This window comes from Streptomyces sp. NPDC127129, from assembly GCF_042671585.1.
GTDB lineage: Bacteria > Actinomycetota > Actinomycetes > Streptomycetales > Streptomycetaceae > Streptomyces.
The window spans coordinates 173,495-194,527 of record NZ_JBHXTV010000013.1; the positions used below are offsets into that span (position 1 = coordinate 173,495).

The following is a 21,033-nucleotide window of genomic DNA, read 5'->3' on the forward strand; positions in this document are numbered from 1 at the left end:
GCTCGATGGGCGACCCCACGACGACAAGGGGACGAACTCATGGAGCTGACCCCCTCGGCCCACCACGACACCTTCGCGCGCGACCAGCTGCCGCCGCCGGACCAGTGGCCGCTGCTTCTCTTCGATCTGCCGGATCTCGACTACCCGGAGCGGCTCAACTGCGGAGCGGAGCTCCTCGACCGCACGGTGGAGCGCTTCGGTACGGAACGCCCGGCCTTCCGGGACGGCGACGGCCATGTCTGGACATACGGACAGCTGAGCGAACGGGTGAACCGGATCGCCCATGTCCTCACCTCCGACCTCGGCGTCCTGCCCGGCAACCGGGTGCTCCTGCGCGGCCCGACCACCCCCTGGCTGGCCGCCTGCTGGCTCGCGGTGATGAAGGCGGGCGCCGTCGCCGTCACCGTTCTGGCCCAGCAGCGCGCCCAGGAACTGGCGGTCATGTGCGAGATGGCCCGCTGCACCCACGCTCTCTGCGACATCCGCACGGTCGACGACCTCGTCAAGGCCGAGGTTCCGGGGCTGCGGATCGCCGCCTTCGGCGGAGACGCCCCGGACGACCTGCTCGCCCTCGCCGCAGGCCGGCCGGACACGTACGAGGCGGTGACGACCGCCGCCGACGACGTGGCGCTGATCGCCTTCACCTCGGGGACCACCGGGCGGCCCAAGGGGTGCATGCACTTCCACCGTGACGTGCTCGCCGTCGCCGACACCTTCTCGCGGCACGTCCTGCGGCCGGATCCGGACGACGTCTTCGCCGGCTCCCCTCCCCTCGGCTTCACCTTCGGGCTCGGCGGGCTCGTCCTCTTCCCCCTGCGCGCCGGAGCCAGCGCCCTGCTGCTCGAAGAGGCGGGCCCCAAGCAGCTCCTGGAGGCGATCCCGGAGCACCGGGTGTCGGTGCTCTTCACCGCGCCGACGGCGTACCGGGTGATGCTGGAGGAGCTGGACCGGCCGGGCGGCCCCGACACCGGCGTCCTGCGCTCCCTGCGCCGGTGCGTGTCCGCGGGCGAGAACCTGCCGGCCGCGACCTGGAACGCCTGGTACGAGCGCACCGGCCTGAAGCTCATCAACGGCATCGGCGCGACGGAGCTGCTCCACATCTTCATCTCGGCCGCGGACGGCGACATCCGCCCCGGCACGACCGGACGGCCGGTCCCCGGGTGGCAGGCGCGGGTGGTGGACCGGGCCGGGACCGAGGTGGCGGACGGCGTGGAGGGGCTGCTGGCGGTGCGCGGACCGGTGGGCTGCCGGTATCTCGCCGATCCGCGCCAGAGCGAGTACGTCCACCAGGGCTGGAACGTCACGGGCGACACGTACGTCCGCGAGGCCGACGGGTACTTCCGCTATGTCGCCCGCGCCGACGACATGATCATCTCGGCGGGCTTCAACATCGCCGGACCCCAGGTCGAGGAGGCGCTCCTCGCCCACCCGGACGTGGTGGAGGCGGCGGTGGTGGGGCACGAGGACGCGATGCGCGGCCAGATCGTGGTGGCGTACGCGGTGGTCCGGGACGGGGTGGCGCGGGACGCGGAGACGGCCGGGGCGCTGCGCGCGTTCGTACGGGCCCGCCTGGTGCCGTACAAGAGCCCCCGGAAGATCGTCTTCCTGGACGCGCTGCCCAGGACGGCCACCGGGAAGCTGCAGCGCTTCCGGCTGCGCGCGGACCCCGGCGACACGGACCGCCTAGAGTGATCACGTGGTCGAGCAGCACACCCCCCGTTCCCTGATCGTCTCGCTGTACGGCGCGTACGGCCGCGGCCTCGCGCCGGGCGAGGACCCGTTGCCGGTGGCCGAGCTCATCCGCCTCCTCGCGGTGCTGGGCGTGGACGCGCCGTCCGTGCGCTCGTCGGTGTCCCGGCTGAAGCGGCGGGGCCTGCTGCTGCCCCGCCGGACGGCGGACGGGGCGGCCGGGTACACCCTGTCGGACGACGCCCGCCAGCTCCTGGAGGACGGGGACCGCCGGATCTACGCCCGGACCCGTCCCGCGCTCTCCGACGGATGGGTCCTGGCCGTCTTCACCGTGCCCGAGGCCGAGCGCCACAAGCGGCACCTGCTGCGCTCGCGGCTCGCCCGGCTGGGCTTCGGCACGGCGTCCCCGGGCGTCTGGATCGCCCCGGCACGGCTGTACGAGGAGACCCGTCACACCCTGGAGCGTCTGGAGCTCTCCGCGTACGTGGACCTCTTCCGCGGCGAGCACCTGGGATACGCGCCGACGGCGGAGGCCGTGGCGCGCTGGTGGGACCTGCCGTCGATCGCCAAGCTCCACGAGGAGTTCCTCGCCGCACACGAGCCGGTCCTGCGCGCCTGGAAGGCCTCCCCCGGCTCGGCGGAGGACGCCTACCGCGACTACCTGTTCGCCCTGGACTCCTGGCGCCGCCTCCCCTACGAGGACCCGGTCCTGCCGTCCGAACTGCTGCCGCAGGACTGGCCGGGCGCCCGCTCGGCCGCGGTCTTCGCGGAACTCCACGAGCGGCTGCGGGACCGGGGGGCGGAGTTCGCGCGTCCGCCGGCCGCCGGACCGGCGTGACGTCTCCGCGCCCCGGGTGGCGCGGCGTCAGTTCAGGGTGAGGCGGGGCTTGGGCGCGTCCGTGCGGCCCGTGGGGGGTGTACGGCTGCCCGCCCTGTACGGGTCCGGCCAGGGTGCCGCCGGGCCCTGGTAGCCCTGCTCGGCCGCCGCGTGCAGGGTCCAGTGCGGGTCGTAGAGGTGCGGACGGGCCAGCGCGCAGAGGTCGGCGCGGCCCGCCAGGAGGAGGGAGTTGACGTCGTCCCAGGAGGAGATCGCGCCGACCGTGATCACGGGGACGGCGAGCGCGTTGCGGATCCGGTCGGCGTACGGGACCTGGTAGGAACGACCGTACTCGGGGCGTTCGTCGGGGACGACCTGGCCGGTGGAGACGTCGAGGGCGTCCGCACCGTGGGCGACGAAGGCGCGGGCGATCGCGATCGCGTCCTCGACCGTGGTCCCGCCCTCCGCCCAGTCGGTCGCGGAGAGCCGCACGGTCATCGGCCGGTCGTCGGGCCACACCTCCCGTACGGCGTCGAAGACTTCGAGCGGGAAGCGCAGCCGGTTCTCCAGCGGGCCGCCGTAGACGTCGTCCCGGTGGTTGGTCAGCGGGGAGAGGAAGCCCGAGAGCAGGTAGCCGTGGGCGCAGTGCAGTTCGAGCAGGTCGAAGTCGCAGCGGGCGGCGCGCCGGGCGGCGGCGGCGAACTCCTCCCGTACGGCCGTCATGCCCGCCCGGTCCAGGGCGCGCGGGACCTGGTTGACGCCCGGCCGGTAGGGCAGCGGTGAGGCGGCCGTCAGCGACCAGTTGCCGTCGGGGAGCGGCTGGTCGATGCCCTCCCACATGCGGCGGGTGGAGCCCTTGCGGCCGGAGTGGCCGAGCTGGACGCCGATCGCCGTGCCGGGTGCCTGGGCGTGCGTGAAGGCGGTGATCCGGCTCCAGGCACCGGCCTGCTCGTCCGTCCAGAGGCCGGTGCAGCCGGGGGTGATCCGGCCCTCGGGGCTGACGCAGACCATCTCGGTCATGACGAGGCCGGCGCCGCCGAGCGCCCGCGCGCCGAGGTGGACGAGGTGGTAGTCGCCGGGGAGGCCGTCCTCGGCGACGTACAGGTCCATCGGCGAGACCACGACCCGGTTGCGCAGGGTGAGTCCGCGCAGCCGGAAGGGCGTGAACATCGGCGGGGTGTCGGGCGGGCAGCCGAAGTCCCGTTCCACGGCGTCGGTGAACCTCGGATCGCGCAGCCGGAGGTTGTCGTGGGTGACGCGGCGGCTGCGGGTGAGGAGGTTGAACGCGAACTGCCGGGGCGGCTGGTGCAGATAGCCGTCCAGCTCCTCGAACCAGCGCAGACTGGCCGCCGCCGCGCGCTGGGTGGACTCGACGACGGGCCTGCGCTCGGTCTCGTACGCGGCCAGCGCCTCCGCCAGCGTCGGCTGCTCCTCGACGCAGGCGGCGAGCGCGAGGGCGTCCTCGACGGCGAGCTTGGTGCCGGAGCCGATGGAGAAGTGCGCGGTGTGGGCGGCGTCGCCGAGGAGGACCGTGGCGCCGTGGGACCAGCGCTCGTTGACCACCGTACGGAAGGCCGTCCAGGTGGAGCGGTTGGAGCGCAGGGTCCGGCCGCCGAGCACCTCCGCGAAGATCTTGGCGCAGCGGGCGGTGGACTCGTCCTCGTCCATCTCGTCGAATCCGGCGGCCCGCCAGACCTCTTCGCGCATCTCGACGATGACGGTGGAGGCGTCGGCGGAGAAGGGGTAGCCGTGGAGCTGCATCACGCCGTGCTCGGTCTCGGCGACCTCGAAGCGGAAGGCGTCGAGGGCGAAGTCGGCGGCGAGCCAGATGTAGCGGCAGCGGTGGGTGGTGATCCGGGGGCGGAAGACGTCGGCGTGCGCCTCCCGGGTGGCGCTGTGGACGCCGTCGGCGGCGATGACGAGGTCGTGGGTGGCGGCCAGTTCTGCGGCGGGCGGTGCCTCGGTACGGAAGCGGAGCCGTACGCCGAGGTCCGCGCAGCGCGCGTGCAGGATCTCCAGGAGCCGGCGGCGGCCGAGCGCGGCGAAGCCGTGGCCGGAGGAGGTGAGGAGCCGGCCCCGGTGGCCGATGTGGATGTCGTCCCACCGGACGAACTCGTCCTGGAGGGCGCGGTACACGGCGGGGTCGGCGTGCTCGATGCCGCCGAGGGTCTCGTCGGAGAGGACGACGCCGAAGCCGAAGGTGTCGTCGGGGGCGTTGCGCTCCCAGACGGTGACCTCGCGGGCGGGGTCGAGCCGCTTGAGCAGGGCGGCGGCGTAGAGCCCGCCGGGCCCGCCGCCGACGACGGCGACCCGCAGGCTGCCCGCTGCACCGGCGCCCCGCCCCGGGCGGACCGGGGCCGGCACCCTGGAGGTCGCGGAGGCTTCGGACGCCCCGGAGGCCCCGGAGGCTTCGGAAGCCTCGGGTGCCTGCGGGGCCGGCCTCTGGTCGGACATGGTCAGTGCCCCGTCCACTTGGGAGCGCGCTTCTCCGTGAACGCGGCGTGGAACTCCGCGTAGTCCTCGCCGTTCATGAGCAGCGCCTGGGTGGCGGCGTCCAGCTCGACGGAGGCCGCGAGCGGCATGTCCAGCTCGGCGGTGAGCAGGGCCTTGGTCTGGGCGTGGGCGAGGGCCGGTCCGTCGGCCAGGCGGCGGGCGAGCTCGGCGGCGCGGGCGGGGGCGCCGCCCTCGTCGGTGAGCTCGCTGAGCAGGCCGATGCGTTCGGCCTCCGTGGCGCGTACCGGTTCGCCGAGCATGAGGAGCCGGGTCGCGTGGCCGAGGCCGACGACCCGGGGCAGCAGATAGGCCGCGCCCATGTCGCCGCCGGAGAGCCCGACGCGGGTGAAGAGGAAGGCGAACCGGGCGCTCGGATCGGCGATCCGGAAGTCGGCGGCGAGGGCCAGGACCGCGCCCGCACCGGCCGCGACGCCGTGGACGGCGGCGATCACGGGAAAGGGACACTCGCGGATCGCCCGGACGACCTGTCCGGTCATCCGGTTGAAGTCGAGCAGCTGGGCGGTGTCCATGGCGAGCGTCGCGCCGATGATCTCGTCGACGTCGCCGCCGGAGCAGAAGCCGCGCCCCTCGCCTCCGAGGACGAGGGCGCGGACGGCTCGCTCGCGGGAGAGTTCGGCGAGCAGGTCGCGCAGGTCGGCGTAGGCGCCGAAGGTGAGCGCGTTGAGTTTCTCGGGTCTGTCGAGGGTGACGGTGGCGACGCCGTCGTCGACGGTCAGTCGCAGATGCCGCCAGCGCTCGGTACGGGGTGCGGAGCCGGTAAAGGGGCTCATACGGGACGCCCTCCCTTCCTCCTCCTGGAGCGTATCACCGTGTTGTGACTGTCGTCACGAGTGCGCGATAGGACAGCGGCAGGGCAAGGGGCGGTGGTCCCGCCGCCGAAGGTCCCGGCGGGCTGGTGACCCTGGCCCTGCGGATGAGGGAGGGGGTGCCCATGGAGTCCGTGCGGGGGCTTCGTAAGGTGGAAAGCAGGATGTCTCGGGACGCGCACTCCCCCGCCCCTTCCCTCCAGCCCTCCGCGAACGGAACGCCGCCATGCTCGAAGCCACCGCCCTCACCTCGTGGCGCATCGAGCTTCCCCACACCACGGCCGCCGTGCCGATGGCCCGTGCGCTGGTCCGGACGGCGCTCACGGACGTCGAGGCGCCGGCCGACGGCGACACCGCAGAGCTGCTGACGGCGGAACTCGTCGCCAACGCGGTGGAGCACACGGCGGGCGAGGGTCCGATCGAGCTGGTCGTCGAGGTGCTGCCGGGCGGCTGTCAGGTCGAGGTGCACGACGGGCGGCCCGCCGGCCCCGGCGAGCTGATCGGCCCGGAGCGGGACGAGGCACCCGACCCCTGGCAGGAGCACGGCCGCGGTCTGTTCCTCATCCGCACGCTCAGCAGCGACTGCGGCCACCGCCCCACCGCGCAGGGCAAGGCGGTCTGGTTCACCCTCCCGGCGCTCCCGACCCAGCGACGACCGAGACCGTAGCGCCGAGCCGTGCCGGGACCGCTCCCTGATCCGGCCTGATCCGAAAGGCAGACCCTAGGCCCGGACGGTGTCGGGCGCGGGCGTGGCGGGCGTGGCCGTCGCGGTGTCGTCGGTCGCGGGCGGGGCGGTGGGGGTGGGCTGGGCCAGGCGGGAGTGGTGGCGGCCGTAGAGCGTGTAGACCAGCGCGCCGACGGCCAGGAAGGCCGCGAACTGGATCCATGTCGTCCAGCCCGTGCCCCAGATCAGGTACAGGCAGAAGCCGACGCCGAGCACCGGGCTGACGGGGTAGAGCGGCACCCGGAAGGAGCGGGACAGCTCCGGGTTCCGGCGGCGCAGCGCGATCACCGCGATGTTGACGACGGCCATGACCGCGAGCGTGCCGATGGTCGTCAGGCCGACCACCACGTCGAGCGAGGAGAACGCGGCCGGGACCGCGAAGACGGCGGCCACGATCCAGGTGTTGGCGACGGGGGTCGCGCTCTTCGGGGAGACCCGCTCGAAGACCCGGGGGACGAGTCCGTCACGGGACATGGACATCAGGACCCGGGTCTGCCCGTACATCACCGCGAGGACGACGGACGCGATCGCGACGACCGCGCCGAAGGCGATGATCCCGCCGCCGATCGCCGACCCGGTGACCTGGTCGACGACGAGCGAGAGCGCGGCCGGCCGGCCGGCGACGTCGTCGGCGCCCAGCGCGCCGATCGCCGAGAGCGCCACCGCACCGTAGAGCACCGTGACGACGCCGAGGCAGACGAGGATCGCGATCGGGATGTTGCGACGGGGGTTCTTGACCTCCTCGCCTGCGGTCGTGATCGCGTCGAAGCCGATGTACGAGAAGAACGCCAGCGACGCCCCCGCGGTGATCCCGGCGGCGCCGTGCGCCGCGAACGGCGCGAGGTTGCCGTCCTTGAAGGCGGTGAAGCCGACCGCGAGGAAGACGATCAGGATCCCGATCTTGAGAACGGCCATCGCGGCCGTCGCCCGGGCGCTCTCCCGGACACCGCGCACCAGCAGGACGGCGGCCAGCGCGATGACGACGACCGCGGGCAGGTTGATCACGCCGCCGTCGCCGGGTCCGGCGGAGACCACGTCCGGCAGCCGCAGGCCGACGAGGCTGTCGAGCAGCTCGTTCAGGTACTGGCTCCAGCCGACCGCGACCGCGGAGACCGAGACGCCGTACTCCAGGAGCAGGCACCAGCCCACCAGGAAGGCCACCCGCTCGCCGAGGCTCGCGTACGCGAAGGAGTAGGAGGAGCCGGAGACCGGGATCGCACCGCCCAGCTCGGCGAAGGAGAAGGCGGTGAACACGCAGGTGATCGCGGCCAGGACGAAGGAGACGACGACGGCCGGGCCCGCCTCCGCGACGCTGTCGGAGAGGCCGACGAAGATGCCGGTGCCGACGATGGCGCCGATGCCGAAGCACACGAGCTGGAAGAGGCCCATGGTGCGCTTGAGGCCGTGGCCTTCGAGGTCCGCGCCGGATTCGGCGATGAGCTGCTGGGGGGATTTGATCCGCGGCGCGGACGGGGACATGCGGAGGTTCTCATCTCTGGTCGAGCAGGGCGCACCGGGTGCGGACGCGCGAGTGGGGTCCGAGCGAGCGAGCTCGAACCCCACCATTCGATCCGATGGTAACCACGGGAGCGCATATACCCCCAATCGGACGTATCGCTATTCGACGCCGGCCATGGTGGCGACAAGGACCGCCTTGATGGTGTGCATGCGGTTCTCCGCCTCGTCGAAGACGACGGAGTGCTCGGACTCGAAGACCTCGTCGGAGACCTCCAGCTCGGTCAGACCGTGCCGGGCGTGGATGTCCCGGCCGACGGCCGTGCCGAGGTCGTGGAAGGCCGGCAGGCAGTGCAGGAACTTGACGCCCGCCTTGCCCGTCGCGCGCAGGACGTCCATGGTCACGGAGTACGGCGCGAGGTCGGCGATCCGTTCGTCCCAGACCTCCTTGGGCTCGCCCATGGAGACCCAGACGTCGGTGGCGACGAAGTCCGCGCCCCGGACGCCTTCGGCGACGTCCTCGGTGAGGGTGATCGTCGCGCCGCTCTTCTCCGCGAGCGCGCGGGCCGAGGCGACGATCCCCGCGCCCGGCCAGTACGCCTCGGGCGCCACGATCCGCACGTCCATGCCGAGGAGGGCGCCGGTGACCAGGTAGGAGTTGCCCATGTTGAAGCGGGCGTCGCCGAGGTAGGCGAACGTGACCGCGTCCAGGGGCTTGTCCGTGTGCTCGGTCATGGTGAGGACGTCGGCGAGCATCTGGGTGGGGTGCCAGTCGTCCGTCAGGCCGTTGAACACGGGCACGCCCGCGTGGGTGGCGAAGTCCTCGACCTTGGAGTGGCTGTCTCCCCGGTACTCGATGGCGTCGAACATCCGGCCGAGAACGCGGGCCGTGTCCTTGACCGACTCCTTGTGACCGATCTGCGAGCCGGCGGGGTCGAGGTAGGTGGTGGAGGCGCCCTGATCGGCCGCGGCGACCTCGAAGGCGCAGCGCGTCCGGGTCGACGTCTTCTCGAAGATCAGGGCGATGTTCCTGCCCCGGAGCCGCTGGACCTCGGCGCCCGCCTTCTTGGCCGCCTTCAGCTCGGCGGCCAGGTCGATCAGGCCGCGGAACTCGTCGGCGGTGAAGTCCAGCTCCTTGAGGAAGTGGCGGCCGATGAGATCGGTGGCCATGGGGCGCTCCTGGATACGGTCGGGGACGGCGAACATGTCAGCGACTGGAAGTGTATACGTATATCAGTATGGCTATACAGTGACGCCGCACACTCGTCTACCCGACCCGTTCCTCAGACGGCGTCGCGCTCCACCGGGCAGCTCATACAGCGCGGGCCGCCCCTCCCCCGCCCCAGCTCGCTGCCCGGGATCTCGATCACCTCGATGCCCTGCTTGCGCAGATGGGTGTTGGTGGTCGCGTTCCTCTCGTACGCCACGACCACACCGGGCTCGACGGCGAGGACGTTGCAGCCGTCGTCCCACTGCTCGCGCTCCGCCGCGTGGACGTCCTGCGTGGCGGTGAGGACGCGGATGTCCTGGAGGCCGAGCGCGGCGGCGATCGCGCTGTGCATGTGCTCGGGCGGATGGTCGGTGACCCGCAGCGACTGGCCCTCGTCGCCCGGTTCGATCGTGTACGAGCGGAGCATGCCGAGCCCCGCGTACTGGGTGAAGGTGTCGTGGTCGACCATCGTCATCACCGTGTCGAGGTGCATGAACGCGCGTCGCTTCGGCATGTCGAGGGCGATGATCGTCCGGGCCGAGCCGGCCGCGAACATCCCCCGGGCCAGCATCTCCACCGCCTGCGGGGTGGTCCGCTCGCTCATCCCGATCAGGACGGCCCCGTTGCCGATGACCAGGACGTCCCCGCCCTCGATGGTGGAGGGGTAGTCGGCCTGGCCCTCGGACCAGAGGTGGAACTCTCCCGCCTCGGAGCCGGTGAAGAGCGGGTGGTGCTTGTAGATCGCCTCGAAGTGGACCGTCTCGCGCTGGCGGGCGGGCCAGCGCATCGCGTTGATGGAGACGCCGTCGTAGATCCAGGCGGAGGTGTCCCGCGTGAAGATGTGGTTCGGCAGCGGCCTGAGGACGAAGTCGTCCAGGTCCATGACGTGGAACCGGACCGAGGTGGGCTCGCGGTGCGCCGCCAGGAACTCACGCTTCGTCATGCCGCCGACGAGCGCCTCGACGAGCGCGGTGGCGTCCAGGGAGTCGAAGGCGGCGCGCAGGTGGTCGGCGGCTAGGGGACCGTACTCCTTCTCGTCGAAGACCCGGTCGAGGACGAGCTTGCGGGCGGCGGGCAGTTCGAGGGTCTCGCGCAGGAGGTCCCCGAAGAGATGGACCTCGACGTCCCGGTCCCGCAGAACGTCCGCGAAGCCGTCGTGCTCCTGGCGGGCGCGGCGGACCCAGAGCACGTCGTCGAAGAGGAGAGCGTCCTTGTTGGAGGGTGTCAGCCGCTTCAGCTCCAGATCGGGCCGGTGCAGTATGACGCGGCGGAGCCGCCCGGTCTCGGAATCGACATGGAATCCCATGCGTCCATCCTGACGGAGCCGGGCGGCTCGTGCGTGGTTCTCCCCTCACGTCACGTCAGGTCACGTCACGGAGTACGCGACGATGACGGCGAGGAGGGTGACGATCACGGCGACGAGGGTCAGGGCGACGAGCCGGGCGTCACTGCCGGAGGCCTCGCGCGGGGGCGTCGGAGAGGGGTGCGCCGGGGCCGTGTGCGACGGAGCGGAGTACGGCGGAGCGGGGCGTACGGGAGCGGGGGGTACGGGAGCGGGGTGCGGCGGCGGGGGTACCGGAGCCGGGGCCGCGGGGGCCGCCGCGTGCGGCGGGGTCGTCGCCGGGGCCGCAAGGGGTGACGGTGGAGGGGGCGGCGGGAGCGGGGCCGTGTCGGCCTCGTGGAGGAGCGCCTGCCAGACCTCCTCGGGAAGCCCCGGGCGCTCGCCCTCCACGATCTGGCGGTACGCGCCGCGGGCGGCAGGCACGTCGCTCGTCCGCAGCCCCGAGAGCAGCGCCACGAGAACGCCGGCCGCGGGCCGGTCGCCCTCGTCGAGGAGGGGACGCACGGCCCAGCGGTGGAGGGCGGCCGCGTTGGCCGCGCGCTCGGCCTCGGTGGGTCCGCCGGGCTGGGCGGAGCCCGGGGCCGTCACGAACAGCTCGCCTGCGAGGACGAGATCGCGGAACTCGCGGCGCAGGGGCGGGGGCCAGGTGGGGAGACGACGCGCGACCTCGTGCATGAGGAGGGTGGTGACCGGGTACGGGGAGCGCCCCCGGAGCGCGGCGAGCAGCTCGGCGTCACCGGCGGCCCGTATGCGTACCGCGTCCACCGTCCCGTCGGTGACCCACCGGACGAGCCCGGTCTCGACGGGCCTGCCGCGCCGCCGCCACGACCTGACCGCCCGCCACCAGCCCTGCCCGCCCTTGGGCCCCCGCCACGCGGGCGGCACGACAGCCAGGGGCACGGCCACGGGCGTGGCCACGGGCGCGGGCCCCGGACCGACGGCGGGCCCGGGTGCCTCGCGGGGCGGGGTGGACGGCCTTTCGGGAACCTCTCGGGGCGAGGCGTGGGCGGGCGCGGGCGCGTCGCGGTAAAGGCTCGGAGCCTCGCGGGGCGGTTCGGGGGCGGGCGGCTCGCGGTACAGGCCGGGAGTGCCGGGAGTGCCGGGAGTGCCGGGAATCTCCCGGGGCGGATCCTCCGGAGGTACCGGCGGCCTTTCCTGGGTGTCGGTTTCGCGGTACAGGCTCCGGGCCTCCCGGGGCGGATCCTCGCGGGGCGTCGGGGTGTCGCGGTACAGGCTGCCGGTCCCCGTGGCCGGGTGGTACGGGTCGGCAGGGTCCTGGGGGGCCCGGTGGTCCCGGTGGTCCCGGTGGTCCCGGGCATCCCGAAGGTCCCGGGCATCCCGAAGGTCCCGGGCATCCCGGTGGTCCCGGGCATCCCGCTCCAGGGGCCCGACCGGCGTCTCGGGGGGTTCCCGGTACGCGTCGGGGGCGGGGCGGTCCTCAGGGGCGGCGGGGCGGGGGGTCCAGGTGTCGCCGTGGACGGGGGCCGCCGCGGCGGAAGCCGGCTCCCACGTGCCCGTGTCCGCGCGCCGGGCGCGGGTGGTCGCCGCCGCGCCGTCGAGGCGTTTCAGGGCCCGTTCGGCCCGCTCCATGAGCGGGAGGTCACCCGCGCCGGGGACCTCGCGGAGGGCCGTCGCCACCGGGTTCTCCGGGCCGCCGCGCACGTGATGGTGGACCAGCCGCGCCGCGAGCTCCTCCGCCCGGTCGCCGACCCGCTCCAGCGGGTCCACGCGGCGCCGTTCCGTGTTCCTGCTCGCCGCCCCCGACCACTGGCCGACGAACACGAAGCGCAGCGAGGTCAGTTCCGCCGTGTCGTGGCTCGCGAAGGTCCAGCGGCGCGGGCGCGGGACGGTGCCGAACATCCCGTGCAGCCCCCGCAGCACCGCGCAGGCCGTGTCGCCCCGCTCGTCCAGGAGCGTGAACCTCGCCTGCGGATGGCGCAGCAACTCCGCGACCGCTCCGGTGAGTTCCGGCTCCACCCTCGGCAGGGCCAGGTCGAGCGCCCGCTGCCCGGTCCCGGCCGAGGCGGCGAGCACCTCCCTCGGTACGACGGGCAGTGCGCCGCGCACCAGCCCCGACGGCAGCTCCGCCCCGTCCCACTCCCACGCGTGCAGCCCGAGGCAGAACGCCGGGTCGAGCAGCTCCGAAGACCCCACGAGCGCGTGGCACACGACCGACTCGCGCCTGCCGGCCTCCCGCAACGGCGCACGGCGGATCAGTACGACGCCCGCGAGCTGCTCCACGCGCAGGAGCGCGGGCCACGTCTCCTCACCGTTCGCCCGCAGCAGCGTCCCGTAGATCCGGAAGAGCGCCTCCACCTCGCCCCGCGGCCCCGACCACGCCACGGGGCCGAAGCCGGTGCTGCCCACCTCGTTCTCGCTGTCCCATCGGAAGACGATCTGGTCCGCCTCGTCCTTCGACCGTGCCATCAGCCTCTCCCCTCGCTCGGATCCGCCTCGGGAAGCAGCCCGCACATGGCGAAGACGGACAGCAGTGGTGCGAGAACCCGGCGGGACCGGGCCCCGTGCGGGAACCGGTCTCCCCTCGCCTGCCCGCCGGTCGCCGCGACGAAGTGCAGCGTGCAGCGGGCGCAGTCGTCGAAGGGCTTGAGCCAGGCGCGGCTCGCGTGGTGGGCCAGGAAGGCGTAGGCGTCCCGGCTCTCGGCCCGCAGGGCCTCCCGGTCGACCCTCGGGGGCATCGCGCGCCCCAGCCAGCGGTCGACGGCGGGTTCGAAGCGGACCAGGTCGGACTTGTTGACGGCGATCGCCGCGGGGGCGCCGACGAGTCCGCTGCCCAGCCGCTCCATCCGGTTGAGCACGGTCGTGAAGGCCTCGTCGCCCAGGTCGCGGCGGGGCAGGCCGTCCTGCTCGCGGACGGCGTCGAGCGACGGCATGCGCAGCGCCCGCAGCGGGTCGAGGACGAAGACGAAGGCGTCGACGCCGGTCAGGAAGCGTGTCACCTCCCCGTCCTGGGCGAGGTCCTCGCCCGCGAGGTCGAAGAAGACGACGGGCCGGGGTGTCGCACCCCGCACGGAGACCAGCAGCCCGTCGGCGAACCGGGCGAAGGTCTGCTGGACGGTGCGGCCCAGCTGCCGCCCCTGCTGCAGGCTCTGCACCCGTTCCCGCAGGTAGGTGCGGTGGGCGTCGGGGTTGAGCGGCAGGCACTTCAGGCCGTACGGCTCCAGGCCGCCGAGCTCGACCTCGCCGAGTATGGCCGCCAGCAGGTGGGTCTTGCCCACGGACGAGCTGCCGACGAAGGCGATGGAGAGCGGGTCGCCGTTGGTGAGGTAGGGGACGGGGAGTTCGTGCGCCTCGTCCCCCGGGCCGGCGTGCGGGCACAGGTGGTACGCCTTGCGCAGGATCTCCCGCACGTGTGCGGGCCGGTGTTCGGCGCCGAGGTCGAGCGGGATCCGGTTGCCCTTGGCGTCGATGGTGACGAGCAGACTCTCGTCGTACTCCACGGGCAGCAGGCAGTGCGGACACATCCGCGCGCGGGACGGCGGCGTCGCGGGAGGCGCGGCAGGGACGGGAGCCGGCGCCGGTGCGGGGGGCGGCGCGTTCCGGTCGGCCCCCTCCGCGACACCGAGGCCGGCGCGGATCCGTGCCCGCAGCGAGGGCTTCGGCGGCACCAGGTCGTAGGGGTTGCGCGGGCCCTCCCGTACGGGCGCATCCTGCGTCCCGGCGCCCGCCGCGTCCGGCGCCGTCGCCCCGGCGGCCGCCGACGCCTCCCGTTTGCGGGCCAGTTGGGCGTCGAACTCGGCGCGGCCCCGGCTGAGCGGATCGGCGGCTCCGACGGCGGTGGCGAGCGGATCGGGGACGTGCAGCAGCCGTAGCAGCTCGGCGGGCGACGGCCGGGAGGCCGCATCGGGCGCGAAGAGCCCGCTGTGTTCGAGCGCCGCGAGCCGGCGGTAGTCGCCGAGGTCCTCGGGCGGCCCGTCACCCCGGTCGGGCCGACCGGAGAGGAGGAAGTATCCGATGCGGCCCACCGACCAGAGGTCGTCACGGGTGTCGGCGGTTCCGCGGCCCGCGCGCTGTTCGGGCGAGGCCCACGGCGCGGTGCCGAAGACCGCGCGCGCCTCCCCGTCGCGCAGCGCCGCGTACGGCTCGCCCAGCCGCACATGGGTGCCGTCCCATCGCACGGTGTCGGGGGCGATCGCCCTGTGTACCAGTTCGAGTTCGCTCAGGAGGCGTACGGCGAGGGTGAGTTGGGCGACGACCCGTTGCTGTTCGTCGCCCCCGAGGCGTCCGGCGCACTCGGCGAGCGGGGCGCCGACGGGCAGCCGGTAGAGCACGAACGGCTCCGCGCACCCCAGGTCGAAGCCGACGACCCGGGTGAAGACCTCCCCGAACTTCTCGGAGCCGTAGCGCCGTTCGATCGCGACGGCGGCCGCGACCTCCCGTTCGAGCATGTCGTACGCGTGCGGGTCCGCCTGCGCCGAGGTAGGCAGGCGGAACTGCAGGACCGGCCATCCGGCGCTCAGGGTGACCTCGCGGGCGAGGACCCCGGGGCGCCCGGGCGGTCTGCGGTCCTCGCCGTAGCGGACGGCGAAGCGGATCGACTCCTCCAGATGGGTGGTGAACTCCAACTCCTCGTAGGGGCCGGGATGTCGTGTCGCCTGCGTGTCGGTCATGGCGCCCCCGCCTCCTCGGCCCTGACGATGCGCACCACGTCCGGGCGCAGCGGTACGAGCCGCAGCACACCGGCGTGGCGTCCCCCGCCCGTCCACTCCACGTCCTCGGCGGTGCCCCGCCAGATGTCGTCGCCCGTCGCGCCGCGGCGCATCGACTCGGGTACGAAGCGGACCTGGCGGACGGAGGAGGGGTCGTGCGAGAGCAGCCGCAGGTGCTCGGGTCCGCACATCGGCACCGCGAGGTCGGGGTCGTCGTCGGCGATCAGCCGGGCGACCGCGTCCGGCGCGACGCCCGTGAGCCGTGCCGCGTCGGGGCGCTCGCGCCGGGTCGCTCCGCCGGGTGGCGGGGAGGCCGCGACGTCCCGCTCCAGGCGGACGCGGGTCTCGTCGAGCAGCTCGGTCAGCCGCTCGTCGAGCGGCAGCCGGCCGGCGTTGGCCGGATCGCGTTCGATCCCCGCCCAACAGCCGTCGAGAATACGGACGGTGCCCTCGACGAGGTCGGCGACGAGGGTGTCCACGAGCGCGGGACCGCCGTCGCCGTGCCGGCGTTCCAGCCAGGCGGGCGACGACGACGCCAGGCCCGACCGTGGCGGAGGGACGGGGGCGGAGGAGGCGGGTTTCCGCGCCCAGGGGTCGGGATCGTCCGGTCCGCCGGAGAGACCGGGACCGTCGGAGACACCGGGACCGTCGGAGAGGGCCGGGCCGTCGGACCAGAGGTCGTCGCCCGCGCTGTCGTCCCAGTCCTGCCAGCTCCAGGCAGCTTCCCCGCTCGGCACGGGTCCCGTGCGTTCGGGTCCGGAGTCGTACGCGTGCTCCCGGGCCGTTCCGTACGCGTATGTGTCGGCCGTCGTGGCCAGGCTCCGCAGCAGCCGTGCGACGGCCCCGGCACCGTCCGAGCAGTGGTGGCGCACGTCGGCGAAGAGCCAGTCGTGCACGGCGGTCCGGATCACGAGCTGGTGGATCTCCCTCAGTACCGTTCCGGCGCGCTCCGGGTCCGCCCGGGCCCACCAGTCGTCCACGGCCCGCGTCCAGTCCCTCAGGGCGAGTGTGAGGACGACGGCCACGGCCACCGTCACGGCTGCCGCGCCCGCCCAGAGCGGGAGGCCCAGCGCCTGGCCCACGGCCGCTCCGGCCGCGCCGCCGACGAGGCCGCCGGCGAGCCGGGGCGCGGTGCCCGTGTTCCCGCCTCCGTCGAGCCGGCCGTCGGGCGAGCGGTTGGGCCTGCGCCGCTGCATGAGATGGGCGAGGACGGCGGCCAGCACACCGACGGCGGGACCGAGGGCCCAGCCGAGCAGCGGCCAGAGGCCGGCGAGGAAGGCGAGGGCCCCGGTCGTCGCGGCGGCCGCGGGACGCGAGCCGCCGGCCGTGAAGAAGTGCTGCGCGGCGAGGCGGTTCACCTCGTCCGTGGAGCAGATCTCGTCGAGCCGGACGAGCCGGGCGGCGCTGCCCGCCGGAGCGGTACGCGTCGAGAGCGCGGCCAGCCGCGCGGCGACCGAGCGGAGCGGAAGCCCTCGGCCGATCAGCTCGTAGGTGTGGTCGCGCAGGGCCGGGACGATCCCCGCGCGCGAGATCTCCCGTGGCATCTCGGGCAGTTCGACGCCCCGGTCGCGCAGATGGCCCCGGTGCTCGGCGGTGAGCCGGGAGCCGCCCGCTGCGGTGAACGCGTCGGCGACGGCGGTACGGAACCGGCGCAGGCAGTCGGCCAGCCGCTCGATGTCGCCCGGCAGGTCGGGCGACCGGCCGGAGGCCGCGAGGAACCCGGCCGGGCCGCGCACCCGGGTGTAGCCCTCGACGGCGTCGTCCAGCGCCTCCTCGCAGGTGAGCAGCAGGCCCCCGGCCCGTCCGTGGGCGGGGAGCCACACATGATCGGCGAGCGAGGGCGGGACGGACTCGTCCAGGAGCGCGGCGAGTTCGGCGGGCGCGCCCTTCGCGGCGGGCGCCTGGGCGGGGACGTCCGGTCCGGCCAGCCCCTCCACCGCCTGCCGCCAGGAGCGCGCGCGTGCCTCGTCGGTCAGGTCGTGCTCCAGGACCCGGGCGGCGGGGACGGCCACGCCGTGCACGACGCCCGCGAGCGCTTCGAGCACGGCCTTGAACACCTCGGGCCCGGAGAGGACGTCCACGAGCGGGCGCAGCGCGGCGTCGTCCGGGTCGTCGAGCACCCAGAGCACCCCGGCGTTGCGCGGGCGCAGGGTGAGCGAGCGGCGCAGGCTGCGCTGCCCCGGGGTGCCGACGGCCAGGCAGACGATCCGCGCAGGGCCGTGGGACGAGAGGCGTTCGTGGAGGAGCTGGTGGGCGACGAGCTGGTCGGCGTCGTCGACGACGAGGAAGCGGCGGTCGCCCATGGGCTGCGGAACGTCCAGGGCGGCGCGGACGACGCCGTCGGGGTCGTGCAGCGGTGCCCTCAGGTCGAGGCACACGGCGTTGCCGGGTACCGGATGCTCAGGGGTCGCGCGGGGGCTCACTCCTCCTCACCGTCCAGGTCCCAGGGGTAACGGACGTCCTCGGGCGCCTGCGCGGGCGCAGGCTTGTACGCCGTCCCGGCCCCGGGCTCGGGGTGGTGCACCGGCTCGGGCTCGGGGTGGTACGCCGGCTCGGGCTCGGGGTGGTACGCCGCCGGGAACACGGGCTCCGGCGGCTCCGCGTGCTGCGCCTGCGCCGGCCGCACCGCCTGCTCCGCCGCCTGCGCCCGGCCCTGGACGTACCGGTCGAAGAGGGCCTGCAGGCTGGGCCGTACGGGATGACCCGCCCCCGAGAACCGCCGCTTCATGGCGGCCGGGAACGTCTCCGTCCAGAAGTGCCGCAGCGGCATCAGCCACTCCGCGTCCCTCTCCTCGTACTCGTCGCCCAGCCGGTCGAGCAGCACCAGCTGGTGCGGGACGACCTTCTCGATGAGGTGGACGAAGAGCGGCGACGGTTCCGACGGGACGTGACCGAGCCCCCGGGGCAGGGACTTCATGAGCCGCTCGCAGAACACCTCGATGATCTCGCCCTCGTCGAGCAGCGCCCACTGCTCGTACGCGCGCAGCAGCCCGGCCCAGCTGGAGAGCGCTCCGTCGAAGCCCTCCAGGCGCAGGGACATGGTCGCGGACTCGCCCTCCTGGAGCCGGATCCGGACCAGCTCCGGGGAGTCGGCGGGTCCCTGGATCCTGATGTGGCCGTTCCACATCGCGTTCAGCAGCCGGTGCAGGATCCGCTGCCGGTCCTCCTCGGTGGAGACCAGCCAGTCGTCCCGGTAGCCGAGCCGCTGCCGCCAGTGCAGGAAGTCGTCCTCGCCCGCCGACTCCCGTGCCTCGGCCCAGAGCTTGAGGACACCGCGGACCTCGGAGATGTCGGTCAGGTTCATCCCGCTGCGGAAGAGGACGACGGTGATGGAGTCGGTGTCCACGGCCCGGTACTCCTGCGTCGCGCCCGGCGGCAGGTTGAGCGCCTCGGAGAGGTAGTCGGCCGCGCGGGAGTCGGACTCGCTCGCCGGATGGACGATGAGGATCTTCAGGGGGCCGCCGCCGTCCGGGCTGAAGCCCACGGGGAGCAGCCCGGCGAGCCCGGAGCGGAACTGCTCCAGCCAGCGGACGTCGATCTTCGACTCGGCCGCCTCGTCCCCGGAGGCGGCGCGCAGCAGCAGCTCCATCGAGGGCAGCAGCGGACGCGTGTACCGGTCCTCGTTGGCCTCGCCGAAGAGCCGCTTCACGCGCTGCTCGACGACCTGCTTGATCTCCTTGACCGGGGCGCCGGGCGAGCGGCGGACGGCGTCCAGGGCGGAGCGCCAGTCCTCGGGCCGGACCAGCCTGCCCAGGAGTGTGGCGGCGTCGACGTTCTCGGGCAGCCGCTCGCTCTGCGCGAGCCGGTCGAGGACGTCGTCGTAGAAGGCCCGCAGGCTGTTCTGCGGCGGCAGGAGGTAGGCGACGCCGGTGCGGTCGTCGCGGTAGAGCTCGCGCCTGCGGTCGGCGAAGAGCCGGCCCTCGTCCTGCTCGTGGGCGCGCAGCGCCTTGGTCAGTTCGCCGAGGTCGTGGACGATCCGGTGCAGCGGGTCCCGCCACTGCGGCTCGCCCTCCTGCCAGCCGTTGTGCCACAGCTTCCGGGACCGCCAGCGGTACCAGTCGTCCTGGTCGTGGAGCGCGTCCTGGACGTCGGGATCGCCCCACCGGGCCGGTACGAGCCCGGCGGCGCTGCGCTTGATGTGCGGAATGACGGGCGCCGTGGCCTGGATGTGGCCGGGCCGTTCGGGTTCGTCCCGCCGGTTGTCGAGCATGCCGGTGAACCCCTCCCTCGCCACCCGGTCGGGGTGGCCGGGCAGCCCGTTCAGGACGGCCTCCAGCTGGAAGGGGCCCACCTTGTCGAGCAGTTCACGTGCTCCGGCGCCGGGTTTGAACTCCTCCACCAGGCGCGGGACTTCGCGCTCCAGATTGCCCGCGAGCCGTTCGAGCGAGTCCTCCATGTCGCCGAGCCGGTCGTTGAGCGCCTTGGTGATGGCCCGGCCGCCCCGCGGGACCTCCTCCGGCACGGGCACGTCGAGGCCCTCGCGGGTCCACAGGCGGCCGACGCCGGAGCGGTTGAAGAGCTCCCGTACGAGATCGGGGGCTTCGGTGGCGGGCCTGCGGGCCTTCTCGGTCATGCCGCGGACGGCCTGCGCGAGGAGGCGGGCGGCGACGATCTCGGCGAGGTCGTCGATCGGCACGGTGAGGGACGCGGCGAGGCTGGTGGACATGCCGCGGTAGCCGATGCCGGTACGGGCCGGGGTGGAGCGTTCCACGCTCTTGTTGACGAAGCTCGCGGCGAAGGACTGGTAGTCGTCGTCGCCCCGGCTGTTCCCGCCGGTGTCCTCACCGAGTTCGGTGCCGATCAGGGACATCACCATGGCGGTGATGGAGCGGCGCAGGTCCTCGGGGCGGATGACGGCCGGCTTGGAGAAGAGGAACGCGGTCTGCACGGTGGAGGACCGCAGCGCGACGACTCCCTCGCCCGGGTAGTGGACGCTGATCCGGCCCCGCTGCTGCACGTCGCCGAGTTCGTCGAGGGCGTTGGGCACGTTCTGGTCGTCGACGAGCCGTGAGAGGTCCACCAGAGCGCGGGCCGCGTTCAGTTCGGCCTCGCGGCCGCCGCCCGCCTCGGGCGGGAACGCGGAGGGCATGACGACCAGCGGGTAGATCTTCACCCCGCGCACCTTGGCGTTGCGGAACTCGTGCCCGATGAGGTGGAGGAAGTCGTAGAAGATCCCCGCCCCGGTGCCGCCCGCGACCGAGAAGGCGACGAAGACGTCACAGCCCCGGATCCGGCCGCCGCCGACCCGCTGGAGGTCGCCCGCGGAGGTCCCGATCGCGCTGATGGCCTCCCGCAGTTGGCGCAGGACCGGTTCGAGGCCGGAGCGCATGGTCGCGAAGAGCGCGGCACGGCCGACCGTCGGCAGCTGGCCCGCTCCGTCGTGCAGCGGGGCGACCCGGGGCTGGCGGGCCTGGGGCGGCAGCCACGACCGGGTCTCCTCGTGCAGGGCGATCCGCAGCATGCGGGTCACGTCGGGCGAGGAGTCGAACTCGGCCGGCAGCAGGTCGCGGACCATCCTGGACGTACGGGCGAAGGCCTGGCTCTCGGCCCCCTTGGCGCGGAACTGCGGCTGGCGCAGCAGATCGCCTTCGCTGAAGTCGGCGTAGACGAACTGGAGGCACTCGGGGAGCTGGAACGGCAGCCTCTTGCCCCCGTCGACGAGGTCGGTGCCGTCCGGGCCGCACAGCTCTCTGCGCAGACTCCGCTCCAGTTCGCTGCCGATGCGTCCGCCGGTGCCGCCGAGGCCGACGAAGAGCATGGGCTGGTAGATCTTCATGTTCTCTCCCTTGGAGACCCGTCGTGCGTGGGC

12 protein-coding genes are annotated in these 21,033 nt (G+C 73.7%); 3 read left to right on the forward strand and 9 right to left on the reverse strand.

The features are described 5' to 3' along the window. Nucleotides 1-39 precede the first annotated feature (39 nt). Complete coding sequence (locus ACFVGW_RS24870; protein ID WP_385853523.1) at nt 40-1,692, forward strand: AMP-binding protein; 1,653 nt, start codon at nt 40-42, stop codon at nt 1,690-1,692. A gap of 4 nt (nt 1,693-1,696) precedes the next feature. Further along, nucleotides 1,697-2,527 (forward strand): PaaX family transcriptional regulator C-terminal domain-containing protein, encoded by an 831-nt coding sequence (locus tag ACFVGW_RS24875; RefSeq protein ID WP_383227671.1) that lies wholly within the window; start codon nt 1,697-1,699, stop codon nt 2,525-2,527. A 27-nt stretch (nt 2,528-2,554) separates the two neighbouring features. Here the strand turns inward: ACFVGW_RS24875 and ACFVGW_RS24880 are convergent, their stop codons facing one another. Continuing rightward, nucleotides 2,555-4,960 (reverse strand): bifunctional salicylyl-CoA 5-hydroxylase/oxidoreductase, encoded by a 2,406-nt coding sequence (locus ACFVGW_RS24880; protein WP_385853524.1) that lies wholly within the window; start codon nt 4,958-4,960, stop codon nt 2,555-2,557. 2 nt (nt 4,961-4,962) lie between these two features. Continuing rightward, entirely contained in the window at nt 4,963-5,790 is an 828-nt protein-coding gene (locus tag ACFVGW_RS24885) for an enoyl-CoA hydratase family protein (RefSeq protein WP_383227675.1), read from the reverse strand. A gap of 262 nt (nt 5,791-6,052) precedes the next feature. Here ACFVGW_RS24885 and ACFVGW_RS24890 point away from each other — a divergent pair, with 262 nt between their 5' ends. Further along, nucleotides 6,053-6,493: an ATP-binding protein gene (locus ACFVGW_RS24890; protein WP_385853525.1), complete on the forward strand. Its 441-nt coding sequence runs from the start codon at nt 6,053-6,055 to the stop codon at nt 6,491-6,493. Between the two features lie 54 nt (nt 6,494-6,547). Here ACFVGW_RS24890 and ACFVGW_RS24895 read toward each other — a convergent pair whose 3' ends face one another. The 7 genes from ACFVGW_RS24895 to ACFVGW_RS24925 all read right to left on the reverse strand — a co-directional run bounded on the left by ACFVGW_RS24895 (nt 6,548) and on the right by ACFVGW_RS24925 (nt 21,000). Beyond that, entirely contained in the window at nt 6,548-8,029 is a 1,482-nt protein-coding gene (locus ACFVGW_RS24895) for an amino acid permease (protein WP_385853526.1), read from the reverse strand. Between the two features lie 138 nt (nt 8,030-8,167). Then, entirely contained in the window at nt 8,168-9,175 is a 1,008-nt protein-coding gene (argF, locus tag ACFVGW_RS24900) for an ornithine carbamoyltransferase (protein ID WP_385853527.1), read from the reverse strand. A gap of 113 nt (nt 9,176-9,288) precedes the next feature. Beyond that, entirely contained in the window at nt 9,289-10,521 is a 1,233-nt protein-coding gene (locus ACFVGW_RS24905) for an arginine deiminase (protein WP_383227684.1), read from the reverse strand. 60 nt (nt 10,522-10,581) lie between these two features. Further along, nucleotides 10,582-12,984 carry a hypothetical protein gene (locus ACFVGW_RS24910; protein ID WP_385853528.1) on the reverse strand — a complete coding sequence of 801 codons (2,403 nt, stop codon included), beginning with the start codon at nt 12,982-12,984 and terminating at the stop codon, nt 10,582-10,584. Beyond that, nucleotides 12,984-15,185: a hypothetical protein gene (locus ACFVGW_RS24915; RefSeq protein ID WP_385853529.1), complete on the reverse strand. Its 2,202-nt coding sequence runs from the start codon at nt 15,183-15,185 to the stop codon at nt 12,984-12,986. The genes ACFVGW_RS24910 and ACFVGW_RS24915 overlap by 1 nt, the downstream gene beginning before the upstream one ends. Beyond that, a complete protein-coding gene (locus ACFVGW_RS24920) occupies nt 15,182-17,647 on the reverse strand; it encodes a hypothetical protein (RefSeq protein ID WP_385853530.1) in 2,466 nt (821 codons plus the stop codon). Before ACFVGW_RS24920 ends, ACFVGW_RS24915 begins: the two co-directional genes overlap by 4 nt. Then, nucleotides 17,644-21,000, reverse strand: a complete 3,357-nt coding sequence (locus ACFVGW_RS24925; RefSeq protein ID WP_385853531.1) for a tubulin-like doman-containing protein — start codon at nt 20,998-21,000, stop codon at nt 17,644-17,646. The genes ACFVGW_RS24920 and ACFVGW_RS24925 overlap by 4 nt, the downstream gene beginning before the upstream one ends. Between the last annotated feature and the right edge of the window lie 33 nt (nt 21,001-21,033).